The following is an 18,233-nucleotide window of genomic DNA, read 5'->3' on the forward strand; positions in this document are numbered from 1 at the left end:
TGCGGCTGCCCCGCACCGTGCAGATCGAGTCATCATATAGATCGGTCGCATAATGTCCGAGTCAGCGTGCCCCCGGTGCTCGGGGCCCAGAGGACTATCGGCCCGGCCCTGGCACGTGTTGCCCCCACCAACGGCAAAGTGACGGGGTTCATAAGAACCACCGTCACTCGCTAACGCTGTCAGAGCACACCGCATACCCCGACCCTTAGGGAGGGGCGCCGCGTAGCGGCGGTTCGCGGCCGTCCCGTCGATCAGGTGCCGTTGCGTAGGCGACGAAGGAGCAAGCAACGGTGCCTGATCGACGTGACCGGCGGGGCCGCGAACTCGAGCGCGCCAGCGCTCCAGAAACTCAGTGCGCGGAAGGGCCCCATTCCAGCGGCACGCCCTTGGAAGCGAGGTACGGAATCGGGTCCATCTTGGCGCCGCCCTGATCCCAGATCTCGAGGTGCAGGTGCGGGCCGGTGGACTGGCCGCGGTTGCCGACGGTCGCGATGACCTGGCCCGCGTTGACCCGCTGGCCTTCGCTGACCAGCATTTCGTTGACGTGGCCGTAGACGCCGGTGGTGCCGTCGTCGTGCAGCACCCGTACCCACAGGCCGAAGCCCGACGCCGGGCCCGCCTCGATGACGGTGCCGTTGGACACGGACTTGATCGGGGCGCCGATCGAATCGGCGAAGTCGAGGCCGTAGTGCATGGCGCCCCAGCGCGAGCCGAAGCCGGAGCTGATCGGGCCCGCGACCGGGCGGGTGGCCTGCGGCGGCGCGACCTGGTGCTGGATGCCCTGGAGGATGTCCTCGACCTGCGACAGCGGACCGGAGATCTCGGGGGGCAGGTTGCCGATGCCGAACGGCGCGGCCACGGGGGCGGCGATCGGCGCGGCGACCGCGGTCACCGGCGCGGGGGTCTCCACGTGCGCGGCGACTTCCTGCGCGGCGACGAGGTCGACATCTTGGCGGGCCGACTCGGGGACGACCGATTCCTCGACGCTGTCGTCGTGGGTCGGCAGCAGCGGGGCCGCGAAGGCCAGGGCCGGGGCGATCTGCGCGGTGACGCCGACCAGTGCGCCCGCGGCGACCGCGGCACTGGCGGCGACCCGGACACGATCGGAACGCGACGCCTCGGCGCGGTGCCTGCTCCTGCTCGGGCTCCGGCCATCCGCGTTCGCAAGCAGGGCCTGCACGGAGATGGATTCGGGACCCACACGGTGCTGCGACAAGATCTCGTCCTAGCGTCCGACAACAAGGAAACGAAACCGGTCTGCGACCGGCCCGGAGACCACCTGGATGTTCTCCGATGCCGAACTATGTGTAACGGTTCGGCATACGTTGTGACGGGAACTCTACCCGGCCGTGACCATTCCGCAACCTTCTGTCACGAAATCGCAGGTAGATGACGTGCCGCACAGTAACAATCACGGTGTCCGGCCCATCACACGCGTTGTCACCGGGCCTGAACACGGCCCCGACCGACCAGACTCGACCCATGGTGATCGAGACCCTGACTGTCCCCATCGTCGCCGCGCCCATGGCGGGCGGCCCGTCCACACCCGAGTTGGTGGTCGCCGTCGCGGCCGCGGGCGGGTTCGGCCAGCTCGCCGCCGGATACCTCGGCACCGACGCGGTGGCAGCACAGATCGAGGCGACGAGGGCCGCCACCACGGCGCCGTTCGGGGTGAACCTGTTCGCGCCCGGCGTGGTGGCCGACCCGGCCGTCTACGCCACCTACCTCGCCGAACTCGGCGCCGAATTCCCGATCGGCACCCCCGAGCACGACACCGACGGATGGGACGACAAGCTCGATCTGCTGGTCGCCGATCCGGTCGCCGTGGTCTCGACGACCTTCGGCTGCCCCAGCGCGGCGGAGGTGGACCGGCTGCACGCGGTCGGCTCGGAGGTGTGGGTCACGGTCACCTCCCCCGCCGAGGCGCTGACCGCCGTGGAGGCGGGCGCCGACGTGCTGATCGCCCAGGGCGCCGAGGCGGGTGGGCACCGCGCGAGCTTCCTCGACGATCCCGCAGGCGACCCGATCGACCCGCCCGGCCTGCTGACCCTGATCCAGCTGCTCACCGCCGTCACCTCGCGCCCGCTCGTCGCGGCGGGCGGCATCGCCACCGGCGCGGGTGTGGCCGGGGTGCTGGCGGCCGGTGCGGCGGCCGCCCAGATCGGCACCGCGCTGCTGCGCTGCCCGGAAGCGGGCACCAACGCCGTGCATCGCGGGGCGATCGGGACGCCGGAACCGACGATGCTCACGCGCGCGTTCACCGGACGTCGCGCCCGCGGGATCCGCAACCGTTTCCTCGTCGATCACACCGCCGACGCGCCGGCCGCCTACCCCGAAATCCATTACGCCACTGCCCCGTTGCGGGCCGCCGCGCGGGCAGGCGGCAACACCGACGAAGTGAATCTGTGGGCGGGGCAAGCGCACTCGCTGAGCACCGGGCAACCGGCAAGCGAACTGGTCACCGACCTGGCCGCTGACGCGAAAAGCGCACTCCGAAAAGCACTTTCGGAACGAATCCAGGGTTATTGACAACGAATTTCGTTTAGACTCGGACCTGGCATCGCATCCCGCCGACCACCCCCCAAGCAGGAGGAGAGCGCCATGTCCCTCGATGTTCCCGCCGCATTACTAGAACGCGCAGAACAAGGCGATATCGACGACGCCGAATTCGTCGAATGCGTCCGCACCTCACTGCCTTACGCCTGGGAGGTGGTCAGCCGGGTAGCCGACGACCTGCGTAGCGGCACCGACGAATACGCCGACAACCGGATTCCGCCGCCGGACGAGGTGGCTCGCGGGCAACTGCTGCGTGCCTTGGCCTCCGACGCCATCCGCGGCGGCCTGGAACGGCACTTCGGTGTGAAGCTGGCCTTCCAGAACTGCCATCGGGTCGCGGCGTTCCCGCTGTCGGCCGTCGGCGGGGAGACCTACACCACCTACATCAGCCCCCGCGCCCAGCTCCTGAACCAAAGCCCCGAGCTGCGCAACTGCTGATTGTTTGGCGGCTGGCGCCGCGGATCGCGGCCCTTCGGGCCCCGATTCTTCCCTCCCGACGGGCACTCCTTCGTCGCACCCTCTGGTCAGTCCAGAATCGGGCGGGCCGCGAAACAGCACAGAACAACAACGGCGGGCGTGGAAGCGATTCCACGCCCGCCGTTTCGCTGTCCTACACCGTGACGACGTCCAGCTCGCCCTCGGCGTACTGGGCGCGCAGGCGCTTCTTGTCGAACTTGCCGACGCTGGTCTTCGGCACCTCGGCGATGAAGGTCCAGCGCTCGGGCAGCTGCCACTTGGCGAACTTGTCGGCCAGGTAGTCGCGCAGTTCGGTGGCCTCGGCGGCAGCGCCGTCGGCGAGCACGATGGCGACCAGCGGGCGTTCGTCCCACTTCTCGTCGGGCACACCGATGACCGCGGCCTCGGCGACGGCCGCGTGGCCCATCACCGCGTTCTCCAGATCCACCGAGGAGATCCACTCGCCACCGGACTTGATGACGTCCTTGGAGCGGTCGACCAGGGTGAGGTAGCCGTTGGCGCTGATCTTGCCGACATCGCCGGTACGCAGCCAGCCGTCGTCGAACTTGTCCGGGTCGATCTCCGCGCCGGTGGGCGAGTAGTAGGAGCCGGTGATCCACGCGCCGCGGACCTCGAGCTCGCCGAGCGACTCACCGTCGTTCGGGACAACCTTGCCGTCGTCGCCGACCAGCCGGGCCTCGACGTTGGCCGGGAAACGACCCTGCGTGTAGCGGTACTCCCAGGCATCGTCGTCGCTGACGCCCGCGGGCGCGTGCGCGACGCTGCCCAGCGGGGAGGTCTCGGTCATGCCCCACGCGTGCAGGATGCGCACGCCGTGCTTCTCCTCGAACGCGCGCATCATCGCGGGCGGCACCGCGGAACCACCGACGACCGCGGTGCGCAGGTGCGAGATGTCCTGCGGCGCGGCGGCCAGCGCGGCCAGTACGCCGCCCCAGATGGTGGGCACCGCGGCGGCGAAGGTCGGCTTCTCGGCCGCCATCATCTCCAGCAGCGGGCCGGGCTGCAGGAAGCGGTCCGGCATCAAGACGTTGGCGCCCGACATCAGTGCCGCGTACGGCAGGCCCCAGGCGTTGGCATGGAACAGCGGCACGATCGCCAGCACATAGTCCGAGCCCTGGAAACCCATGCCGTTGGGCGAGTTCACCTGCATCGCGTGCAGCCAGTTGGAGCGGTGCGAGTAGACGACGCCCTTCGGGTCGCCGGTGGTGCCGGAGGTGTAACACATCGCGGCGGCGGACCGCTCGTCGACGACCGGGAAGTCGAAGTCGGCGGACTGGGCGTCGAGCAGCTCGCGGTAGGAGTGCACGGTGACGCCCTCGGGCGCGGTGAGCCCGGCGGGATCGCCGTTCACGACGATCACGTGCTCGACGGTCTTCAGATTCGGTAGGTACTGCGCGAACAGCGGCACCAGCGTGCCGTCGACGAGCACGACCTTGTCCTCGGCGTGGTTGGCGACGAAGACCAGCTGCTCGGGAAACAGCCGGATGTTGAGCGCGTGCAGCACCGAGCCCATCGCGGGCACCGCGATGTAAGCGACCATGTGCTCGTTGTTGTTCCACATGAAGGTGCCGACGCGGTCACCCTCCGCGATGCCGAGACCGCGCAGCGCGTTGGCCAGCCGGGCCGAATCGGCGCCGAGCTCACGGTAGGTCATGGTGCGAACACCGTCACCGGTCCATGTGGACACAGTCGAATCGCCCTGGAAAGTTGCGGCATAGTTGAGCAGTTTGGCCAGCGAGAGCTGGTCGTCCTGCATGGTGCTCAGCATCGGTGCTCCTTCAGTCCCTGCCGTGGCATGAGCCACGTCACAACGGATGCTACCGAAAGGTTTGGGGCTCGCAATCGTTTCCTCCGACAACATTCCTGCAGGTCGGCTCGTCATCACAAACCAGGCGGCGGCGCGTGCGGCGGCTGACCATCGGGGCCCCTATGGTGCGACGGCACTCCGGGACCGGCATGTTCAGCGTTGTGTACCGCGTCGACGACCAGGCTGCGGACATGATCGTTGTCGAGGCTGTAGTAGATGGTGGTCCCCTCGCGACGAGTGCGCACGAGCCTGGCCATCCGCAGTTTCGCCAGATGCTGGGACACCGAGGGGCCCGGCTTGCCGACCCGGCTCGCCAATTCGTTCACCGAGAGTTCTTGATCCGCCAGCGCCCAGAGGACTTGAACCCTGGTCGGGTCGGCCAGCATTCGGAACACCTCGACCACCAACCCCACCTGATCCTCGGCCAGGGGCGAACGATCATCTGCATTCATGCGCAGATAATAGAGCCGTGCGGGTTCGCCTCGCCACGGCCGGCTAAGTGAACGACGGATACTGTGACGAGCATGGCTGTTGACCGGATGCTGCCCACCGACGACGCGCGCGACCTGATCGAACTGACCCGCGATATCGCCGACAAGGTGCTGGAGCCGAGGGTCGCCGAGAGCGAGAAGACCGGCGTCTTCCCCGACGGCGTGTTCCCCGCGCTCGGCGCGGCCGGATTGCTCAGCCTGCCCTACCCGGAGGAATTCGGCGGCGGCGCGCAGCCCTATGAGGTGTATCTCCAGGTACTGGAGGAGATCGCGAGCCGCTGGGCCGCCGTCGCGGTCGCCGTGAGCGTGCACGGCCTGTCCTGCCATCCACTGTTCACCTACGGCACCGACGAGCAGAAGCAGCAATGGCTAGAGGGCATGCTGTCGGGCGAAACCATCGGCGCCTACAGCCTTTCCGAGGCGCACGCCGGTTCCGACGCGGCCGCGCTGCGGTGCCGCGCCACCCCCGTCGACGGCGGCTACACCCTCAACGGCACCAAGGCGTGGATCACCAACGGCGGCCGCGCCGACTTCTACACCCTGTTCGCCCGCACCGGCGAGGGTTCGCGCGGCATCTCCTGCTTCCTCGTCCCCGCCGGCACCGAGGGCCTGAGCTTCGGCAAGCCCGAGGAGAAGATGGGGCTGCGCGGCATCCCCACCACCACCGCCGCCTACGACGACGCGTTCCTGCCCGCCGAACGTCGCATCGGTGAAGAGGGACAGGGACTTTCGATCGCGTTCAGCGCGCTCGACGCGGGCCGCCTCGGCATCGCCGCCGTCGCCACCGGTGTCGCCCAGCGCGCGCTCGACGAGGCCGTCGCCTACGCCAAGGAACGAGAAGCCTTCGGCCGCAAGATCATCGACCATCAGGGCCTCGGTTTCGTGCTCGCCGACATGGCCGCCGCCGTCGACACCGCCCGCGCCACCTACCTCGACGCCGCCCGCCGCCGCGATGCGGGCCTGCCGTATTCACGCCAGGCTTCGGTCGCCAAACTGGTCGCCACCGACGCGGCCATGAAGGTGACCACCGACGCAGTCCAGGTCTTCGGCGGCTACGGCTACACCCAGGACTTCCCCGTCGAGCGCTACATGCGCGAAGCGAAGGTCATGCAGATCTTCGAGGGAACGAACCAGATCCAGCGCCTGGTCATCGCCCGCCACCTCGCCGGTAGCTAATCGGCAACGCGCTGATCAATACGGGTCGGCGCGTTCGGGCAACCGATCAGTAAACTGAATGGCATCTCGACACCTCGACGAAATGAGGCGCGCGATGCTGTGGTGGCTGATCGTGATCGTGATTGTGTGCGTCGGTGCTCTGCTGTACCTGCGCGCCGAACAGAACAAGCGCAACGCGCGCGAGCTCGAGGAGGCACAGGCCGACGCGCGGGCGACCATCGAGCGACTCGGCGGGCAGGTCTACCAGCTGTCCCCACGCAACGAAGCCGCACGTCAGGCCCTGGCCGACGCGTCCGAACGGTACAACGCCGCGGGCGGCCAGATCGACCGCGCCGGCTCCCCCGCCCAAGCCCGGCTGGCCAAGCAGTCCGCCACGGAGGGCCTCTATTACATTCGCGCCGCCCGCACCGCGATGGACATGGACCCCGGCCCGCCGATCCCGGCCATCGACGGCCAGGACATCGCCGGTCAGGTCGACGAGCAGCGCACCATCGCCCACAACGGCCGCTCGATCACCGCCTCCCCCGCCCCCTCCGCCGGGACACCGAACTATTTCCCCGGCGGCCGCGTGGCAGGTCGTCCCGTCCCCGCCGGGTGGTACTCCGAGCCGTGGTGGAAGCCCGCGCTGATCGCCGGAGCTTGGGGCGCGGGCTCGGCACTGCTGTTCACGACGCTGTTCGCCGGAATGGGCGGCGTCGGCTACGACGCGCAAGCGTTCGAGGACGGCACCGGCGAAGCAGGCGCCGATCCCGGCCACGACCAGGGCGGTTTCGACCCCGGCGACACCGGCGGCGACGGGGGTTATGACACCGGCGGAGGTTTCGACAGCGGTGGCGGCGGCGATTTCGGCGGCTTCTGACCCCGCCCACCGGGCCTCTGCCACCGAACCCGACCCCACGCTATACTCAGCTCGGCCAGCCGAGCCTGGCCACGCCTTCGTAGCTCAGGGGATAGAGCAACCCTCTCCTAAAGGGTAGGTCGCAGGTTCGAATCCTGCCGAGGGCACCGGAGTTCGCCTGGTGCGAGGAGGAATGACGATGTCGAATCCGTCAACGGAGTTCCCCCCACTGCCCGATCGGATGACCTGGGCCGAGTTGAGCGCCCTCCCCCCGGACCAGTCCGAACGTATCGAACTGATCAGAGGGCATCCGGTCTGGGTTCGCACCGGTCCGCCAGAGCACCAGCGCTTCGCTACCCGCCTGCGCAACGCACTGGAGAACGCCGCGCGACGCAGCATGAAGGCCCGTCCTGGTGAATGCTGGCAGGTGGACACCGAAACCAACGTGTTCCTGAGCCCCTCCAAAGATGACTTCCTCACCCCGGATTTCATGGTCTACCACTGCCCCGACGAACCATGGACGCCGATTTTCGCCGAGGACGTTGTCATCGTCGGCGAAGTACTTTCCCCGTCCAACCACATCGGTCGAATGCTGACAAAACAAGCGCGCTACGCAGAAGCCGGGATCAGCGAATACTGGGAGGTGCTGCTCGACCGGGAAGGTCGGCGCATCGACACCATCTTGACCTACGTCCTGGCGACACCCACCGACCTACCCGCGGGCGTCACTCCCTTGCGACCGCGCCAATACGCCCTGGTCAGCGAATGGTCGCCCACCGTCCACCCCGAAGTCGAGCTGAACCACCCCTTCCCCCTCACCCTCGCCTGGACCGACCTCGCCTATTGAGCACCCTGCCCGTTTCGGTGGTCGCAGGTTGAAATCCTGCCGAGGGCACCAACCTGCGCACTATTTGCGCAGGTCAGGGCCATTTTTATGGAGAGATGCAAACCGGGCGAACAAGAATCCCCAGGGCACAGGTCGCAGGTACGTGCCCTAGGGTGCTAGCTCTGAGCGGGCGGACGTCGACTTCGATCGGCGCGATCTGCGTGCATTCCGCTCCGATGAGTAGGACAATTCGGTCTGACCTGCTCGGCGGCCGTGCCAGATCGCTTCAGATCGGCGTGACGAGGCGCATCGCAGGCCCGGTCCGCCGACGAACAGCCGGCGTACTGTTTCTGGGCGAACCCGTCCCGTCGCAGGTTGCGATGCAGCGTGATCATCGGCGACCGGCTCGTCCAGCCGAGCACGTCCGATCGCCCGGTCGCCACATCAGCGAGGTCCATACGGGGGTGGCGAGGTTCTTCGGCGCGATGGAGAGTTCTCCGGTGTGTGCGTTGGTGGTCAGATACGGAACACCATGTCGGTGGTCACATTCAATCGATCGTGGAACCGGGAGGAGTGCCGTTCCGACCAACTGCGGGTGAGCGAGGGATGTGGGCCGGACAAGGCTGGTGACAGGCCGAGCCGGGCGGTTGGGTGCGGCGTAGTCCTCGCCACCGCGGGATCCGTGGTCGCCGCGGTCGTGACCGCGGGACCGATGCCGTATCTGGAAGCCGGTACTGCCTACCCGGGCTTGATACAGGCATTGCTGTACGGAATCTTGCGCACTGCGGCCATGGTGGCGGGGGCGGTGGCGCTCGGCGGACTGGTGTACGTCCTGAGCTGCACGGGCCCCGCCCGGGACGGGCGGGTCGATCTCGCCGGGTTCGCCGGTTGGCGGGTGGTCGAGCGCGCGGCGGCGGTGTGGGCGTTGTGCGCGGTGGCGATGATTCCGGTGTCGGCCGCCGACATCGCGGGTATGCGGGTCGGCGACATGGTGAGCATCGGTGCGCTGCCGGCGCTCATGGATGCCTCGGAGAAGCCCAAGGCGTGGATCGTGGTCGCGGTGTGTGCCGTGGTGGTGACCGCGGTGGCGCGGTGGACGCTGTCGTGGACCGGTGCTGTCGTGCCGTTGGTCGTCGCCGGTGTCGGGGTGCTGGCTCCGGTCGTGGTCGGCAATGCCGGGGAAGGGCCAGGGCACGACTACGCGACGGGTGCGGTGATCCTGTTCCAGCTGGCGATCTCGGTGCCAGTGGGTCTGTTGTGGTGTACCGGTGCGCGAACGCCTCGGATGGGCGGTGACGGCGCGGCCGCCGCGACGCGGACCCGGCACCTGGTCACGATCTGCGCCGGGGTCGCGTGCGGTTCGGGGGCGGTACTCGTCGCGCTGCTGATCCCACCGTCGGCGGCGATCGCCAGCGGGTACGGCCGCATCGTGCTGGTCGGGATCGCGCTGCTGGCGACGATGCTCACGGTGGCCCGGAGGTCTTCGGCGCACCCGGTCGGCGGCGCGGCGGCCATGCTGGCGGTGGCGTTGTTCGCTCTTGCGGGGATGCGCCCCGCTCCCGCGTTCGCCGGGCGCCCGTTCACCGCGCACGAGGCGTTCATCGGGTTCGATGTGACACGGCCGCCATCGGCGTGGCAGTTGCTGACGTTCTGGCGGTTCGATGTCGTGCTCGGCACCGCTGCCGTGGCCGGTGCGGTCTGGTATGTGGCCGGCGGATCACGCCGGCCGGTCGGCAGGCAACAGGAGCTGTTCTACGAGATCGGGCTGCGCGTCCAGAACCGCGCGCGTCTGCGCCAACGGCCGGGTCCCGCGCTGATTCGTCGCGACCGAGACCGCCCACCAGCTGCCGGGCTGGCTGCGACTGGTGGACGGGGCCGACGTGATCGAGATGCAGGGCGGCCACATGGATGTCGTCCGCGACGGCCCGGTCCTCGGGCAGGTCGCCCGGTCGATCGCCGAAGCCATCGACCGGGCCTGGTGACTCAGCTCAGGGATCGAGTCGGGCGGTTATTGCTGGCCACCGGGGGTCAAACAAGAACGTCGAAGCCCTGACCCCAAACCGCCCCTACTGCGCGACCTCGACCGGGGCAGGACCGCACTGACCAGCACCGCGATTCTCGCGCCGTGCGCTCGTGCGTCGTCGGCGAGCTTGCTGATCGGCAGCCGCCCAGTGGCGCGCGATGTCAGTGCAGTATGGGCTCGAGGTCAGCGCGTTAGCGACGGCGAGCCAGTTAGCGGCATTGGCCCATGACCTCATCCTGCCCGGTCACGCCCACCTGCTCACCCTCGAATCAGCGGCTTTCGACATCCAGCTCTATTCGTGGCCCACATTCAACTCCGCAAGCACCCGATCATAACTCTCTATATAAAACATGGAGGAATTTTCTTTAGGGTTTCCAAACAATGGCAGGAGATCAGCTAAGGCATCACGCTCGGCCGCGCTGACCAAAATTTTATCTTTCACCAGAGTGGCGCACAGGTTATCGATCAACAACGTCCACTCGCCGACCTCACTAAAAGTTCGGTACTGAGCTAGCGCTTCGGGCCGAAGGCGGTCCGAGAACCGTTCTAGAAGTTCCCGGGAATCGTTGTTCAGCTTGGCTAATTTAGCCTTCTGCTCCGGAGTGAACTGGCGCCTTTTGCGCCGAGTGCTGGGCCTATCATCAGAATCCATCAGTGTCACCTAGTTCTATTTGATCGGGTTGCCATTTGCGTCGTTCTTATACACCTCCGGACCACTTACCGGATAGCCCGTGATGATGTTGCCCGACGTGTCGACGACGACCTCTATGACAACACCATCCCGCGTACCAGTGACCAACCAAGTTCCGTGCTTCTGAAGAACAGGAACCTGATCGGGATTCCTAGCAACATCTTGAATGCTATTGATAATATGGTCGTCCGTCCAAGTCTTATTGTCCGGGAATTCGGTCTTACCTGGCATGCCTGTCCCAGGCGCATGCCCTCCGCTGTTAACGTCGTCGCTCCCGTCTCCGTCGAGGATATGAATCTTCCTGAGCTCGGTGATAGAGATACTGCTCGGAACAGGCCCCGATACCGTACTCCATTGGGATCCGAGGCCATTGGTGGATTGTACCGGGTCCACCGTGGTGACAACTATCGGCAACTCGACGATGGCCAGGAGGTCGCCGTTTGTCAGCGTGGCGGTGGTGAAAGTGAGGGTGCTGAGGGTGGCGAGGAATGTGTTGGCGGGCCCGGCTATGGCCCAAGCCGCGTCGTTCAGGAAGTCGATATCTATCTCGACTTTGTTGTCGTTGGGCGACTGCGACTGCTGCTTGCTCGGCGCCTTTTCCTTCGCTGGCTGCTCTTTGACATTTACCATCGAACGCCCGATCGATATGGCGGTAACCACAACTACTGCTGCGAACTGCGTATTGATGTCCGCGCGCATTTTGGTCAACGCCACGTTGTGGGCTTCGACTGCGTTGGCGATGTCATGGGCGGCGGTACGGACTTCGCGGAGTTTTTCAGCGAGCTTGCGAAGGTTTGCTACATGGTTCGGGATGTCGTCCGGGACTTTGGGTCCGAAGCCTTGTTCCAGCCCTGAGGCGACGGTTAGTAGCCGTGCCACGCCGTATTCGAGGGGGTCTGAATTGGCGAAGGTCTTCCACATGGTCGCGGAGCGTGCAAGTTTGTCGGTATCCCCGTCGGGGACTTGGCCGCCGGTGACAAGCGTGGTGACCTTGTCCTGCAGTTCGGTCCAGTCTGTCTGAAGTCCGTTGGAATAGGCTCCTGACGACGCGATACCGACTACTGCGCTCGCGCCGTAGGGTAGCTCCGACGGGATGCCGGTGGGCAACGATGGTGGGTCGCCTTTGTTGGTACCGCGGTTGGCTGTGTATTCTGCGGACTTCCAGTTGTAGCTCGACGCTGTCAGTATGTCCCCGTAGCGTTGCAGGGCTCGCGCGAAATTGGTAGCGACCATTGTCAAAGCGGCGGCACGGTCGTCGTAGACTTTCGACCACGACTTGACTGCTCCATAGCCGCCGGCCATCGCGTTTGTTTCTAAGAGTACAGATTGCGGCGTTTCGTAGACCGTTTGGAATTTCTCCGACAAGTCGTAGCACGCCGTGGCCGCGCTGTCATAGGACTGCGGCGAGACTGCGCCCATAGAAGTCAGCCACCGCTCATTCTCAAGTTGGCTTCCGCTGCCGCACTGTAGGCGTCGCGGGCTGTGACGGCGGCATTGTACATCTGGGCGAGCCCTTCAATTACCGTGGCAGCCCCGGAAGCCCATTCTCGGTAGGCCTCCTCCTGGGCGTCGGCAGCGGCCCCCTGCCAGTTTTGCTGGATGGAGGCGATTCGGTTGTTGATGCCGTCGAGGCTTTCGGTGAGGAAGCCGATGAATCCATTGGCGCGGCTGATGAGCTGGTCCAACTCATCGATGTCGAAGGTGAAGTCGCGGGAGTCGTCGGCCATCACATGTTCAATTGTGGTAGGTCGAGTGAACTCAAAGTACCGGAGTTCGAGATATCCTGACCGACAACGGCTTTGCTTGCGATGCCCAGAAGTTCGCCCATCGTCGTGAGGGCGTTCAGTACGTCTGCGGCACCCTTCTTGGTTTCAGTCCAACCGTCCTCGAACGCCTCGGCCGCCGCACCGCTCCAATTGTCCAGGACAGTGGATACCTCGCGGTCGAGCGTGCCGAGCCCGTTGATCAAAGATTCCGCGATCTGCTGGATATAGACACCGGCATCGGTCACCTCACCCGGCACGATCGCGAAAACTGTTCCAGAAGTATCGTTTTCACCCGCCATGCTTCCCCCGTTCTCAGGCTATCGGAGTCAGCCTAGACACGGCAGCGTGGGGCTGCAACAGACGAGGTCTCTGCCCAAAGGAATCGAGCCCAGCCAGCCTGACCGGGCCTTCCGGGCGATTCGCCCACTGACCGAGCACAAGGCGTTCACGCTACTGCCCGACGAATTGTAGGATTGTCGGTCGCGACGGGTTCGGATCCGACGCCGGTGCGGAAGTTGCCGAGGTGGCGGGCACTTGGGCAGGTCGCCCGGTCGATCGCCGAAGCCATCAACCGGGCCCGAGTGACTCAGACGTCCTGAACTCGCCCTAAGGTGGTCACGGTGTCGCCGGAGTCGCTGACCACGGTGACATAGGGCTGGATGCTGGCGGGACCGACGACCCCGGTCACCGTGCCGAGATTGTTGACGATGCTGATCTTGCCGGTCGCGCCGCTGATCTTGCCCGACGCCGCCTCGACCTGCCGGACACCGGGTCCGAAACCGACTTCCATCTCCGCGGTCAGAGTCGGGACGAGGCTGCCGCTGAAACCGAGGCTGGACTCGGCGCCGTCGACATTGAAACCGAACGACGGGGTGCTGTGGCTGACCTTGATCTTGCCGCCGAAGGTCGCCGGGTACCCGATCAGGTACCCGATCTTGATGGTTCCGGTGAACTCCTCGGCCTTGTCCCCGGTGACGGTGAACTCGGCCACCCCGTCATGGGTCCACTGGCGGGTCAGCGGATTGCGGTCCAGCGGAGCGTACCCGCGGATGACATTGTCGGACAGAATCGCGCTGATCGTGCGCTGCTTGGCGTCGACCACCACCGAGGCGCTGTCCACCGCGGCGTGCGCGGTGCCCGCGGCGAAGGAGACCGCGACGGCCGCGGCGAGACCGACCAGTGCCAGCCGGCGCGCGCGAGGTAGAGCTTGAGCAGCGCGACGTAGCCGCGATACCCCGATTGGCTGAAAAGGTTGCCGCCCAGCCGACCCCACTCCACTATCGAGGGATGACCGAAACTCGTCAGCAGCGTCGTGCACGTGAACGAGCTGCCCAGAAGGCCGCCTCCCGGCCCGGCGCGAATCTGCGGCCTGTCTCTGCAGCAGATGCTTCCGAGAAGATAGGACCAGTGACGATGGAAGTCGAGATCAACTGGTTCGAGCCCCAGGACGGTGCGCCTGAATTCTGGAGTGCGCAATGGGGTGAGCAGGAATCAGAAGGCGAATCGGCGCCTGGCCTTGGCGTGACCTTCACCGAGCACGGAAGTAATTTGCCTGACCTCATCGACGTTGTGCTCGAGGACATCCGGGCCAGATGGGCCAATATCGGTGTCTCAGCAATCGAGTGGTCGCTGGACCGCAAGTCCGAACAAGTGCGCGACGCTAAGGGGATTGAGCTTCCCGCTCGGGTTCAAGCTTGACCAAGGTGCCGAAGCCCCCTCCCCCGGTCAGCAACCGAGCGCGCCCGCGGACGCCGCGAGGTAAGGAAGGAGCGGCAGTAGGAGGGGGTGTAGGCGCGCTTCTGCCATTCGTCGTCGGCGAGGCGGGTGGCGGGTTGGTGACCGGGACCCATACTGAGGGTTGCGGGTGGGCTGGTGACGGCTGGGTGACCGCCTACGCGGGTTCGGCAGCCAGGGCTGGGCCGGTGGGCTTGACCTACGGTCGTCACCAGTAGTACGGACCGGAATTCTTGGCGTAATTTTGGTCGCGGCCCGCATACGAAACCAGGTCAGGCACGGTGACCCGTGCCTGACCTGGTGGTTGCGCTCCCCCATCTGGACTCGAACCAGAAACCTGCCGCCACCGGGCCCGATCTACAGTTGATAGTCGGCTTCGATCACCCGTCGACCATTCGAAGACCGCAGAACGCGATAGGATCGACACCGGTGCACCGGGATCGCTAGATCGTGTAAGAACCCGCGATGACCAGGCGTTTTCGGGTTGCCCATGTTTTGTGTGCCCTGCCGAGGGCACAAACCTGCGACACTAATTTCGCAGGTCAACGACCTTTTCCTCGCGATTCCGACAAAGGTCGCACACGACAGTCCAGGTCAAGCGCGTTCGTCCCTCTGGAGTGGCAGTGCACAAGGAACATGGGAATGCACGCATCGGTACACGGGATATCGGCGTCCGGGCCTCTCACCGGCACCGGTTAGTCCTGGCACCATGTCCTTCGCGGCGCGCAGCGGCCGGTTCCACGGACTTGGCCAGCTGTGCATCAGCTCAAGAACACCCCGATGCCGAAGCACCCGATCCAGTCCACCTCGATGGTGAGCCGATTACTCGTTCCGCAGGTGCAGCGTCGATGACGCCCGTGCGGCTACCTGATTGTCGGGATTGCCGGACCTGAGAGATTCGACAGGGTCACCCGAGTTGTCTTCCATGTTTCCTCGCCTTCGAAAGTTCGGAGTCAATGACAGCCGGGTCACGATCGAATCGTGACATCCACAGCCCCATTTTCGCTGAACCATTTCTTGAGCTCGAGACCCGCGAGAACCATAGCCGATTTCACTCCGACATCCACTGGACCAATTATGGACCCCGAAGCGCCTGCCACCGAACATCCGCCCATTCGTGCGTCCGAAAAGTCTGTCGAAGAAAACTCGCAGCCTCGCAGATCGGCGGATCCGAGATCGGCATCCGCAAAGCTTGCGCTCCGCAAGTCAGCACCAACCAGATTTGCACGCCGGAAGTCCGAATCCTCGAAGACCGCGCTCTGAAGACGGGCATCACAGAAAATACCACCAGATGCCGAACAGCCACGACCTTCGACCTTGCGGAGATCGCTACGACTGAAATCAGCATTACGCAAATCGGCCGAAATCATCCACGCCGTATACAGATCCACATCGGATACGCATGCCGAAGTCAGATCGGCCCCATTCAAGGACGCGCCCTCCAAGAACAAACCCGATACATCAGAGCGGGAAAGGTCCAGACCGTCCCCATTGAAGAGATTGGATGCCGACATCGACATCGACACCGGTGGCAATTGATCCAGGTAGAGCCCCAGAGCCACTTGAGCCGCAGGGCCAGAAGGCCAACGCTTGACATCGCTCCTGGTCCGGCCATAAATCAACTGCCCCATACTGCTTTTCCTTCCCACTCGGGATGTTCAGAAAATAGTTGTTCCAATCGCGCACGCCGCGCCGGCGACATTCCGTCAGGATCAATTAGGACATTCCCATCGTCAGCGAGGTCTTTATTGATCATCTTGACAAATTTCTCATCAGATTGAGGGTTGCTAAATCTGCTTCTATCACCAGCTGACCGGAGCAAACCCCCAGGTCAAACGCGTTCCCATTGTCGATGTGCCCCGCCGAGGGCACCAGAACTTATCGGTCAGGCATCGCCGAGTAGGTCACCACGAGGGGCGCGTGATCGGAGAGCCGCTCGGCGGGTGACGGTTCCTTGTCGACGACAACTGACGTCGCGAGGCGGGCGAGACCGGGCGTCGCGAGTTGGTGGTCCACTCGCCAACCCACATCCTTGGCGAACGATCGACCCGCCCAACTCCACCAGGTGAGTGGACCCGGGCGGTCACCGTGCACCTGTCGCACCACGTCGACGAGCCGGCGCGTGCCGAGAACATAACTGAACCACTCGCGGTCGGCAGGCAGGAAGCCGTCCATCGTGCGGGCGGCACGCCAGTTGGTCACATCATGTCGGGTGTGCGCGATGTTCAGATCCCCGGTGAGGACGAACTCGCGTCCCGCGCTCAGCGCCGCGAGCCGGTTCCGGTGCACTTCGCGGGCGAACGCCGCGAGGAACCTCTGCTTCCGTTCGTACTTGGCCCCACCGTCGGGCAGTTCGCGCATCGATCCCGGGCGCTGGAGATGCGCGGGCAGACCACCCTTGGGGAGATACAGACAGGCAACCGTCACCGGCCGGTCGGCCAGATCCACCTCGATATAGCGTCCCTGGGCGGCGAACTCACCGAGTCCGCGGGACCTGGGTGGGTGGGCCACCCACGTCCGCACGGCAGCGGCGGAAACCCTCGTCAGTACGGCCACACCGTTACGACCGGCCACCGAACCCACATCCACCGCCGCCGAATAGCCCGGGAAGGTGCCCACATCTGATGCGGGACAACGCAACTCCTGCAACGCGACCACATCGACCGACCGCGCCTGCAACCACTGGTCGAATCCACGACGACGTGCCGCGCGGATTCCGTTGACATTGAAAGTGGCGACAGTGAAAGAGTCAGCGACCGACGAACCCATGGCAACACTGTGCCGGAGCCCCCATACCTCCCACCCGGGCAGCTCCGGTACGCGACCTGCAACCGGTCGTATTCCGCCCGAATCAGCACAGGCTATTCGTCGGTGCGCGACTACCCCGCCCCGGCGAGCGGCTCTACGACCAGTTCGGCATTCTGCCGGCCGCGTGCGACACCGACCCGGCGATCGCCCAGATCGTCACCCGCGAAGCCGTGTTCCACAACTTCGGCACCCCGCTCACCGGGAACTGGTCCACGGTCGCGGTCCGTACGACCTTGCGCTGATTGCCGCGAGCAGATGGGAGATCAGATGGTCGCGTTCGACCTGCTCCGTGGAGACGCCGAATTGGACTGCGACACTGTCGTGTTCGTCGATCGTCATGCCCCCACCCAGCTTTGCGCGCGCCGAAGCGCCGCACCCAGGCGCTGGTCATTCGCGAGCTGCGCGAGTCGTACCGGATCGCTACGCCGGTAGAGCGTCTCGATCGCCTGACGAACCTCTGCCTCGGCATTGCCCAGCTCCGGGCGTCGGGCCAGATCGAGCACGGTCTGCTCCGGCGTCGTGACCAGCGCGGGGCCCAGCGGTGTTTCGATACGCTCGGCGTCGAGCGCTTCGGTATCGCGGCGAACGAACCGGACTTGCGCCGGGCGATCGGTCAGCGCGATCGCCCGGTGCTGGCGCGGAACGGCGACAAGCGCGGTTGCCAGCGCACGCGGCACGGCTCCCAGCACGCGAGCCGCGCTGATTCCCATGACGATGGCCTGATCCTGCCCGTAGATCGATGTCGCGATACCTGCGGCGACGGCCTCCAGAGCGGGCAGCCAAGGTCGGCCGACCTGCTCCGGCGCGACGATCACGTAATAGCCGTGAGCAACGCGGTGCAGCACACCCCGATCGACGAGCCGCGCGATCTCGGGGCGAGGTTGTGCGTAGATGTCGGCCAAGTCCTGCGGCCGAAGGGTTCGAAGGGGTGCACGCCAGAGTTCGCCGGGCAACACGGTGCTGCGATGCTCAGCCATCACACCTCCCGGCAAGAGTACTCCGCCCGCCCAACTCGACCAAGCCGACCTGGAGACGGCCGG

General features: G+C 65.6%; 19 protein-coding genes and 1 tRNA gene. 8 read left to right on the forward strand and 12 right to left on the reverse strand.

The genetic code is table 11. The features are described from left to right. Positions 1–349: 349 nt before the first annotated feature. Complete coding sequence (locus tag ACFWFP_RS14840) at positions 350–1,216, reverse strand: M23 family metallopeptidase (protein ID WP_379295285.1); 867 nt, start codon at positions 1,214–1,216, stop codon at positions 350–352. Positions 1,217–1,482: 266 nt separating this feature from the next. Here ACFWFP_RS14840 and ACFWFP_RS14845 point away from each other — a divergent pair, with 266 nt between their 5' ends. Both ACFWFP_RS14845 and ACFWFP_RS14850 read left to right on the forward strand, forming a co-directional pair. After that, positions 1,483–2,529 carry an NAD(P)H-dependent flavin oxidoreductase gene (locus ACFWFP_RS14845; RefSeq protein ID WP_379295287.1) on the forward strand — a complete coding sequence of 349 codons (1,047 nt, stop codon included), beginning with the start codon at positions 1,483–1,485 and terminating at the stop codon, positions 2,527–2,529. A gap of 72 nt (positions 2,530–2,601) precedes the next feature. Next, entirely contained in the window at positions 2,602–2,994 is a 393-nt protein-coding gene (locus ACFWFP_RS14850) for an SCO5389 family protein (RefSeq protein WP_379295289.1), read from the forward strand. Positions 2,995–3,166: 172 nt separating this feature from the next. Here ACFWFP_RS14850 and ACFWFP_RS14855 read toward each other — a convergent pair whose 3' ends face one another. Together ACFWFP_RS14855 and ACFWFP_RS14860 are read right to left on the reverse strand one after the other, a co-directional pair. Next, positions 3,167–4,801, reverse strand: coding sequence for a long-chain fatty acid--CoA ligase (locus ACFWFP_RS14855; protein WP_379295291.1), 1,635 nt, complete (start codon positions 4,799–4,801; stop codon positions 3,167–3,169). Positions 4,802–4,914: 113 nt separating this feature from the next. Then, positions 4,915–5,292, reverse strand: coding sequence for an ArsR/SmtB family transcription factor (locus ACFWFP_RS14860; protein ID WP_379295293.1), 378 nt, complete (start codon positions 5,290–5,292; stop codon positions 4,915–4,917). A gap of 72 nt (positions 5,293–5,364) precedes the next feature. On the opposite strand from ACFWFP_RS14860, the gene ACFWFP_RS14865 reads away from it, so the two are divergent. The 5 genes from ACFWFP_RS14865 (at position 5,365) to ACFWFP_RS14885 (ending at position 10,224) form a co-directional block, all read left to right on the forward strand. Beyond that, positions 5,365–6,507 (forward strand): acyl-CoA dehydrogenase family protein, encoded by a 1,143-nt coding sequence (locus ACFWFP_RS14865; protein WP_379295295.1) that lies wholly within the window; start codon positions 5,365–5,367, stop codon positions 6,505–6,507. Positions 6,508–6,601: 94 nt separating this feature from the next. Continuing rightward, positions 6,602–7,366: a DUF1542 domain-containing protein gene (locus ACFWFP_RS14870; protein WP_379295297.1), complete on the forward strand. Its 765-nt coding sequence runs from the start codon at positions 6,602–6,604 to the stop codon at positions 7,364–7,366. Between the two features lie 73 nt (positions 7,367–7,439). Then, positions 7,440–7,512: transfer RNA gene (locus ACFWFP_RS14875), tRNA-Arg, on the forward strand. A 32-nt stretch (positions 7,513–7,544) separates the two neighbouring features. Then, the gene (locus tag ACFWFP_RS14880) at positions 7,545–8,192 is read left to right on the forward strand and encodes a Uma2 family endonuclease (RefSeq protein WP_379295299.1); all 648 of its coding nucleotides are present in this window, start codon (positions 7,545–7,547) and stop codon (positions 8,190–8,192) included. A gap of 574 nt (positions 8,193–8,766) precedes the next feature. Then, entirely contained in the window at positions 8,767–10,224 is a 1,458-nt protein-coding gene (locus ACFWFP_RS14885) for a hypothetical protein (RefSeq protein WP_379295301.1), read from the forward strand. Between the two features lie 262 nt (positions 10,225–10,486). Here ACFWFP_RS14885 and ACFWFP_RS14890 read toward each other — a convergent pair whose 3' ends face one another. From ACFWFP_RS14890 to ACFWFP_RS14910, 5 genes are all read right to left on the reverse strand, one after another. Further along, complete coding sequence (locus tag ACFWFP_RS14890; protein ID WP_379295303.1) at positions 10,487–10,846, reverse strand: hypothetical protein; 360 nt, start codon at positions 10,844–10,846, stop codon at positions 10,487–10,489. 15 nt (positions 10,847–10,861) lie between these two features. Beyond that, complete coding sequence (locus ACFWFP_RS14895; RefSeq protein WP_379295305.1) at positions 10,862–12,304, reverse strand: EndoU domain-containing protein; 1,443 nt, start codon at positions 12,302–12,304, stop codon at positions 10,862–10,864. A 5-nt stretch (positions 12,305–12,309) separates the two neighbouring features. Further along, positions 12,310–12,612 (reverse strand): WXG100 family type VII secretion target, encoded by a 303-nt coding sequence (locus tag ACFWFP_RS14900; protein WP_379295985.1) that lies wholly within the window; start codon positions 12,610–12,612, stop codon positions 12,310–12,312. Further along, positions 12,612–12,950 carry a WXG100 family type VII secretion target gene (locus tag ACFWFP_RS14905; protein WP_379295307.1) on the reverse strand — a complete coding sequence of 113 codons (339 nt, stop codon included), beginning with the start codon at positions 12,948–12,950 and terminating at the stop codon, positions 12,612–12,614. Before ACFWFP_RS14905 ends, ACFWFP_RS14900 begins: the two co-directional genes overlap by 1 nt. Positions 12,951–13,237: 287 nt before the next feature. Continuing rightward, complete coding sequence (locus ACFWFP_RS14910; protein ID WP_379295309.1) at positions 13,238–13,924, reverse strand: MspA family porin; 687 nt, start codon at positions 13,922–13,924, stop codon at positions 13,238–13,240. A gap of 14 nt (positions 13,925–13,938) precedes the next feature. Between ACFWFP_RS14910 and ACFWFP_RS14915 the strand changes: the two genes are divergently transcribed. Further along, positions 13,939–14,349 carry a hypothetical protein gene (locus ACFWFP_RS14915; RefSeq protein ID WP_379295311.1) on the forward strand — a complete coding sequence of 137 codons (411 nt, stop codon included), beginning with the start codon at positions 13,939–13,941 and terminating at the stop codon, positions 14,347–14,349. Positions 14,350–15,353: 1,004 nt separating this feature from the next. Here the strand turns inward: ACFWFP_RS14915 and ACFWFP_RS14920 are convergent. The 4 genes from ACFWFP_RS14920 to ACFWFP_RS14935 form a co-directional block, all read right to left on the reverse strand. Then, the gene (locus ACFWFP_RS14920) at positions 15,354–16,016 is read right to left on the reverse strand and encodes a pentapeptide repeat-containing protein (RefSeq protein ID WP_379295313.1); all 663 of its coding nucleotides are present in this window, start codon (positions 16,014–16,016) and stop codon (positions 15,354–15,356) included. 247 nt (positions 16,017–16,263) lie between these two features. Then, the gene (locus ACFWFP_RS14925; RefSeq protein ID WP_379295315.1) at positions 16,264–17,154 is read right to left on the reverse strand and encodes an exodeoxyribonuclease III; all 891 of its coding nucleotides are present in this window, start codon (positions 17,152–17,154) and stop codon (positions 16,264–16,266) included. A 234-nt stretch (positions 17,155–17,388) separates the two neighbouring features. Then, positions 17,389–17,532 (reverse strand): hypothetical protein, encoded by a 144-nt coding sequence (locus tag ACFWFP_RS14930; protein ID WP_379295317.1) that lies wholly within the window; start codon positions 17,530–17,532, stop codon positions 17,389–17,391. Next, positions 17,529–18,170 carry a type IV toxin-antitoxin system AbiEi family antitoxin gene (locus ACFWFP_RS14935; protein ID WP_379295319.1) on the reverse strand — a complete coding sequence of 214 codons (642 nt, stop codon included), beginning with the start codon at positions 18,168–18,170 and terminating at the stop codon, positions 17,529–17,531. Before ACFWFP_RS14935 ends, ACFWFP_RS14930 begins: the two co-directional genes overlap by 4 nt. Positions 18,171–18,233 lie beyond the last annotated feature (63 nt).

This window comes from Nocardia sp. NPDC060249 (assembly GCF_042728755.1).
Classification (GTDB): domain Bacteria; phylum Actinomycetota; class Actinomycetes; order Mycobacteriales; family Mycobacteriaceae; genus Nocardia.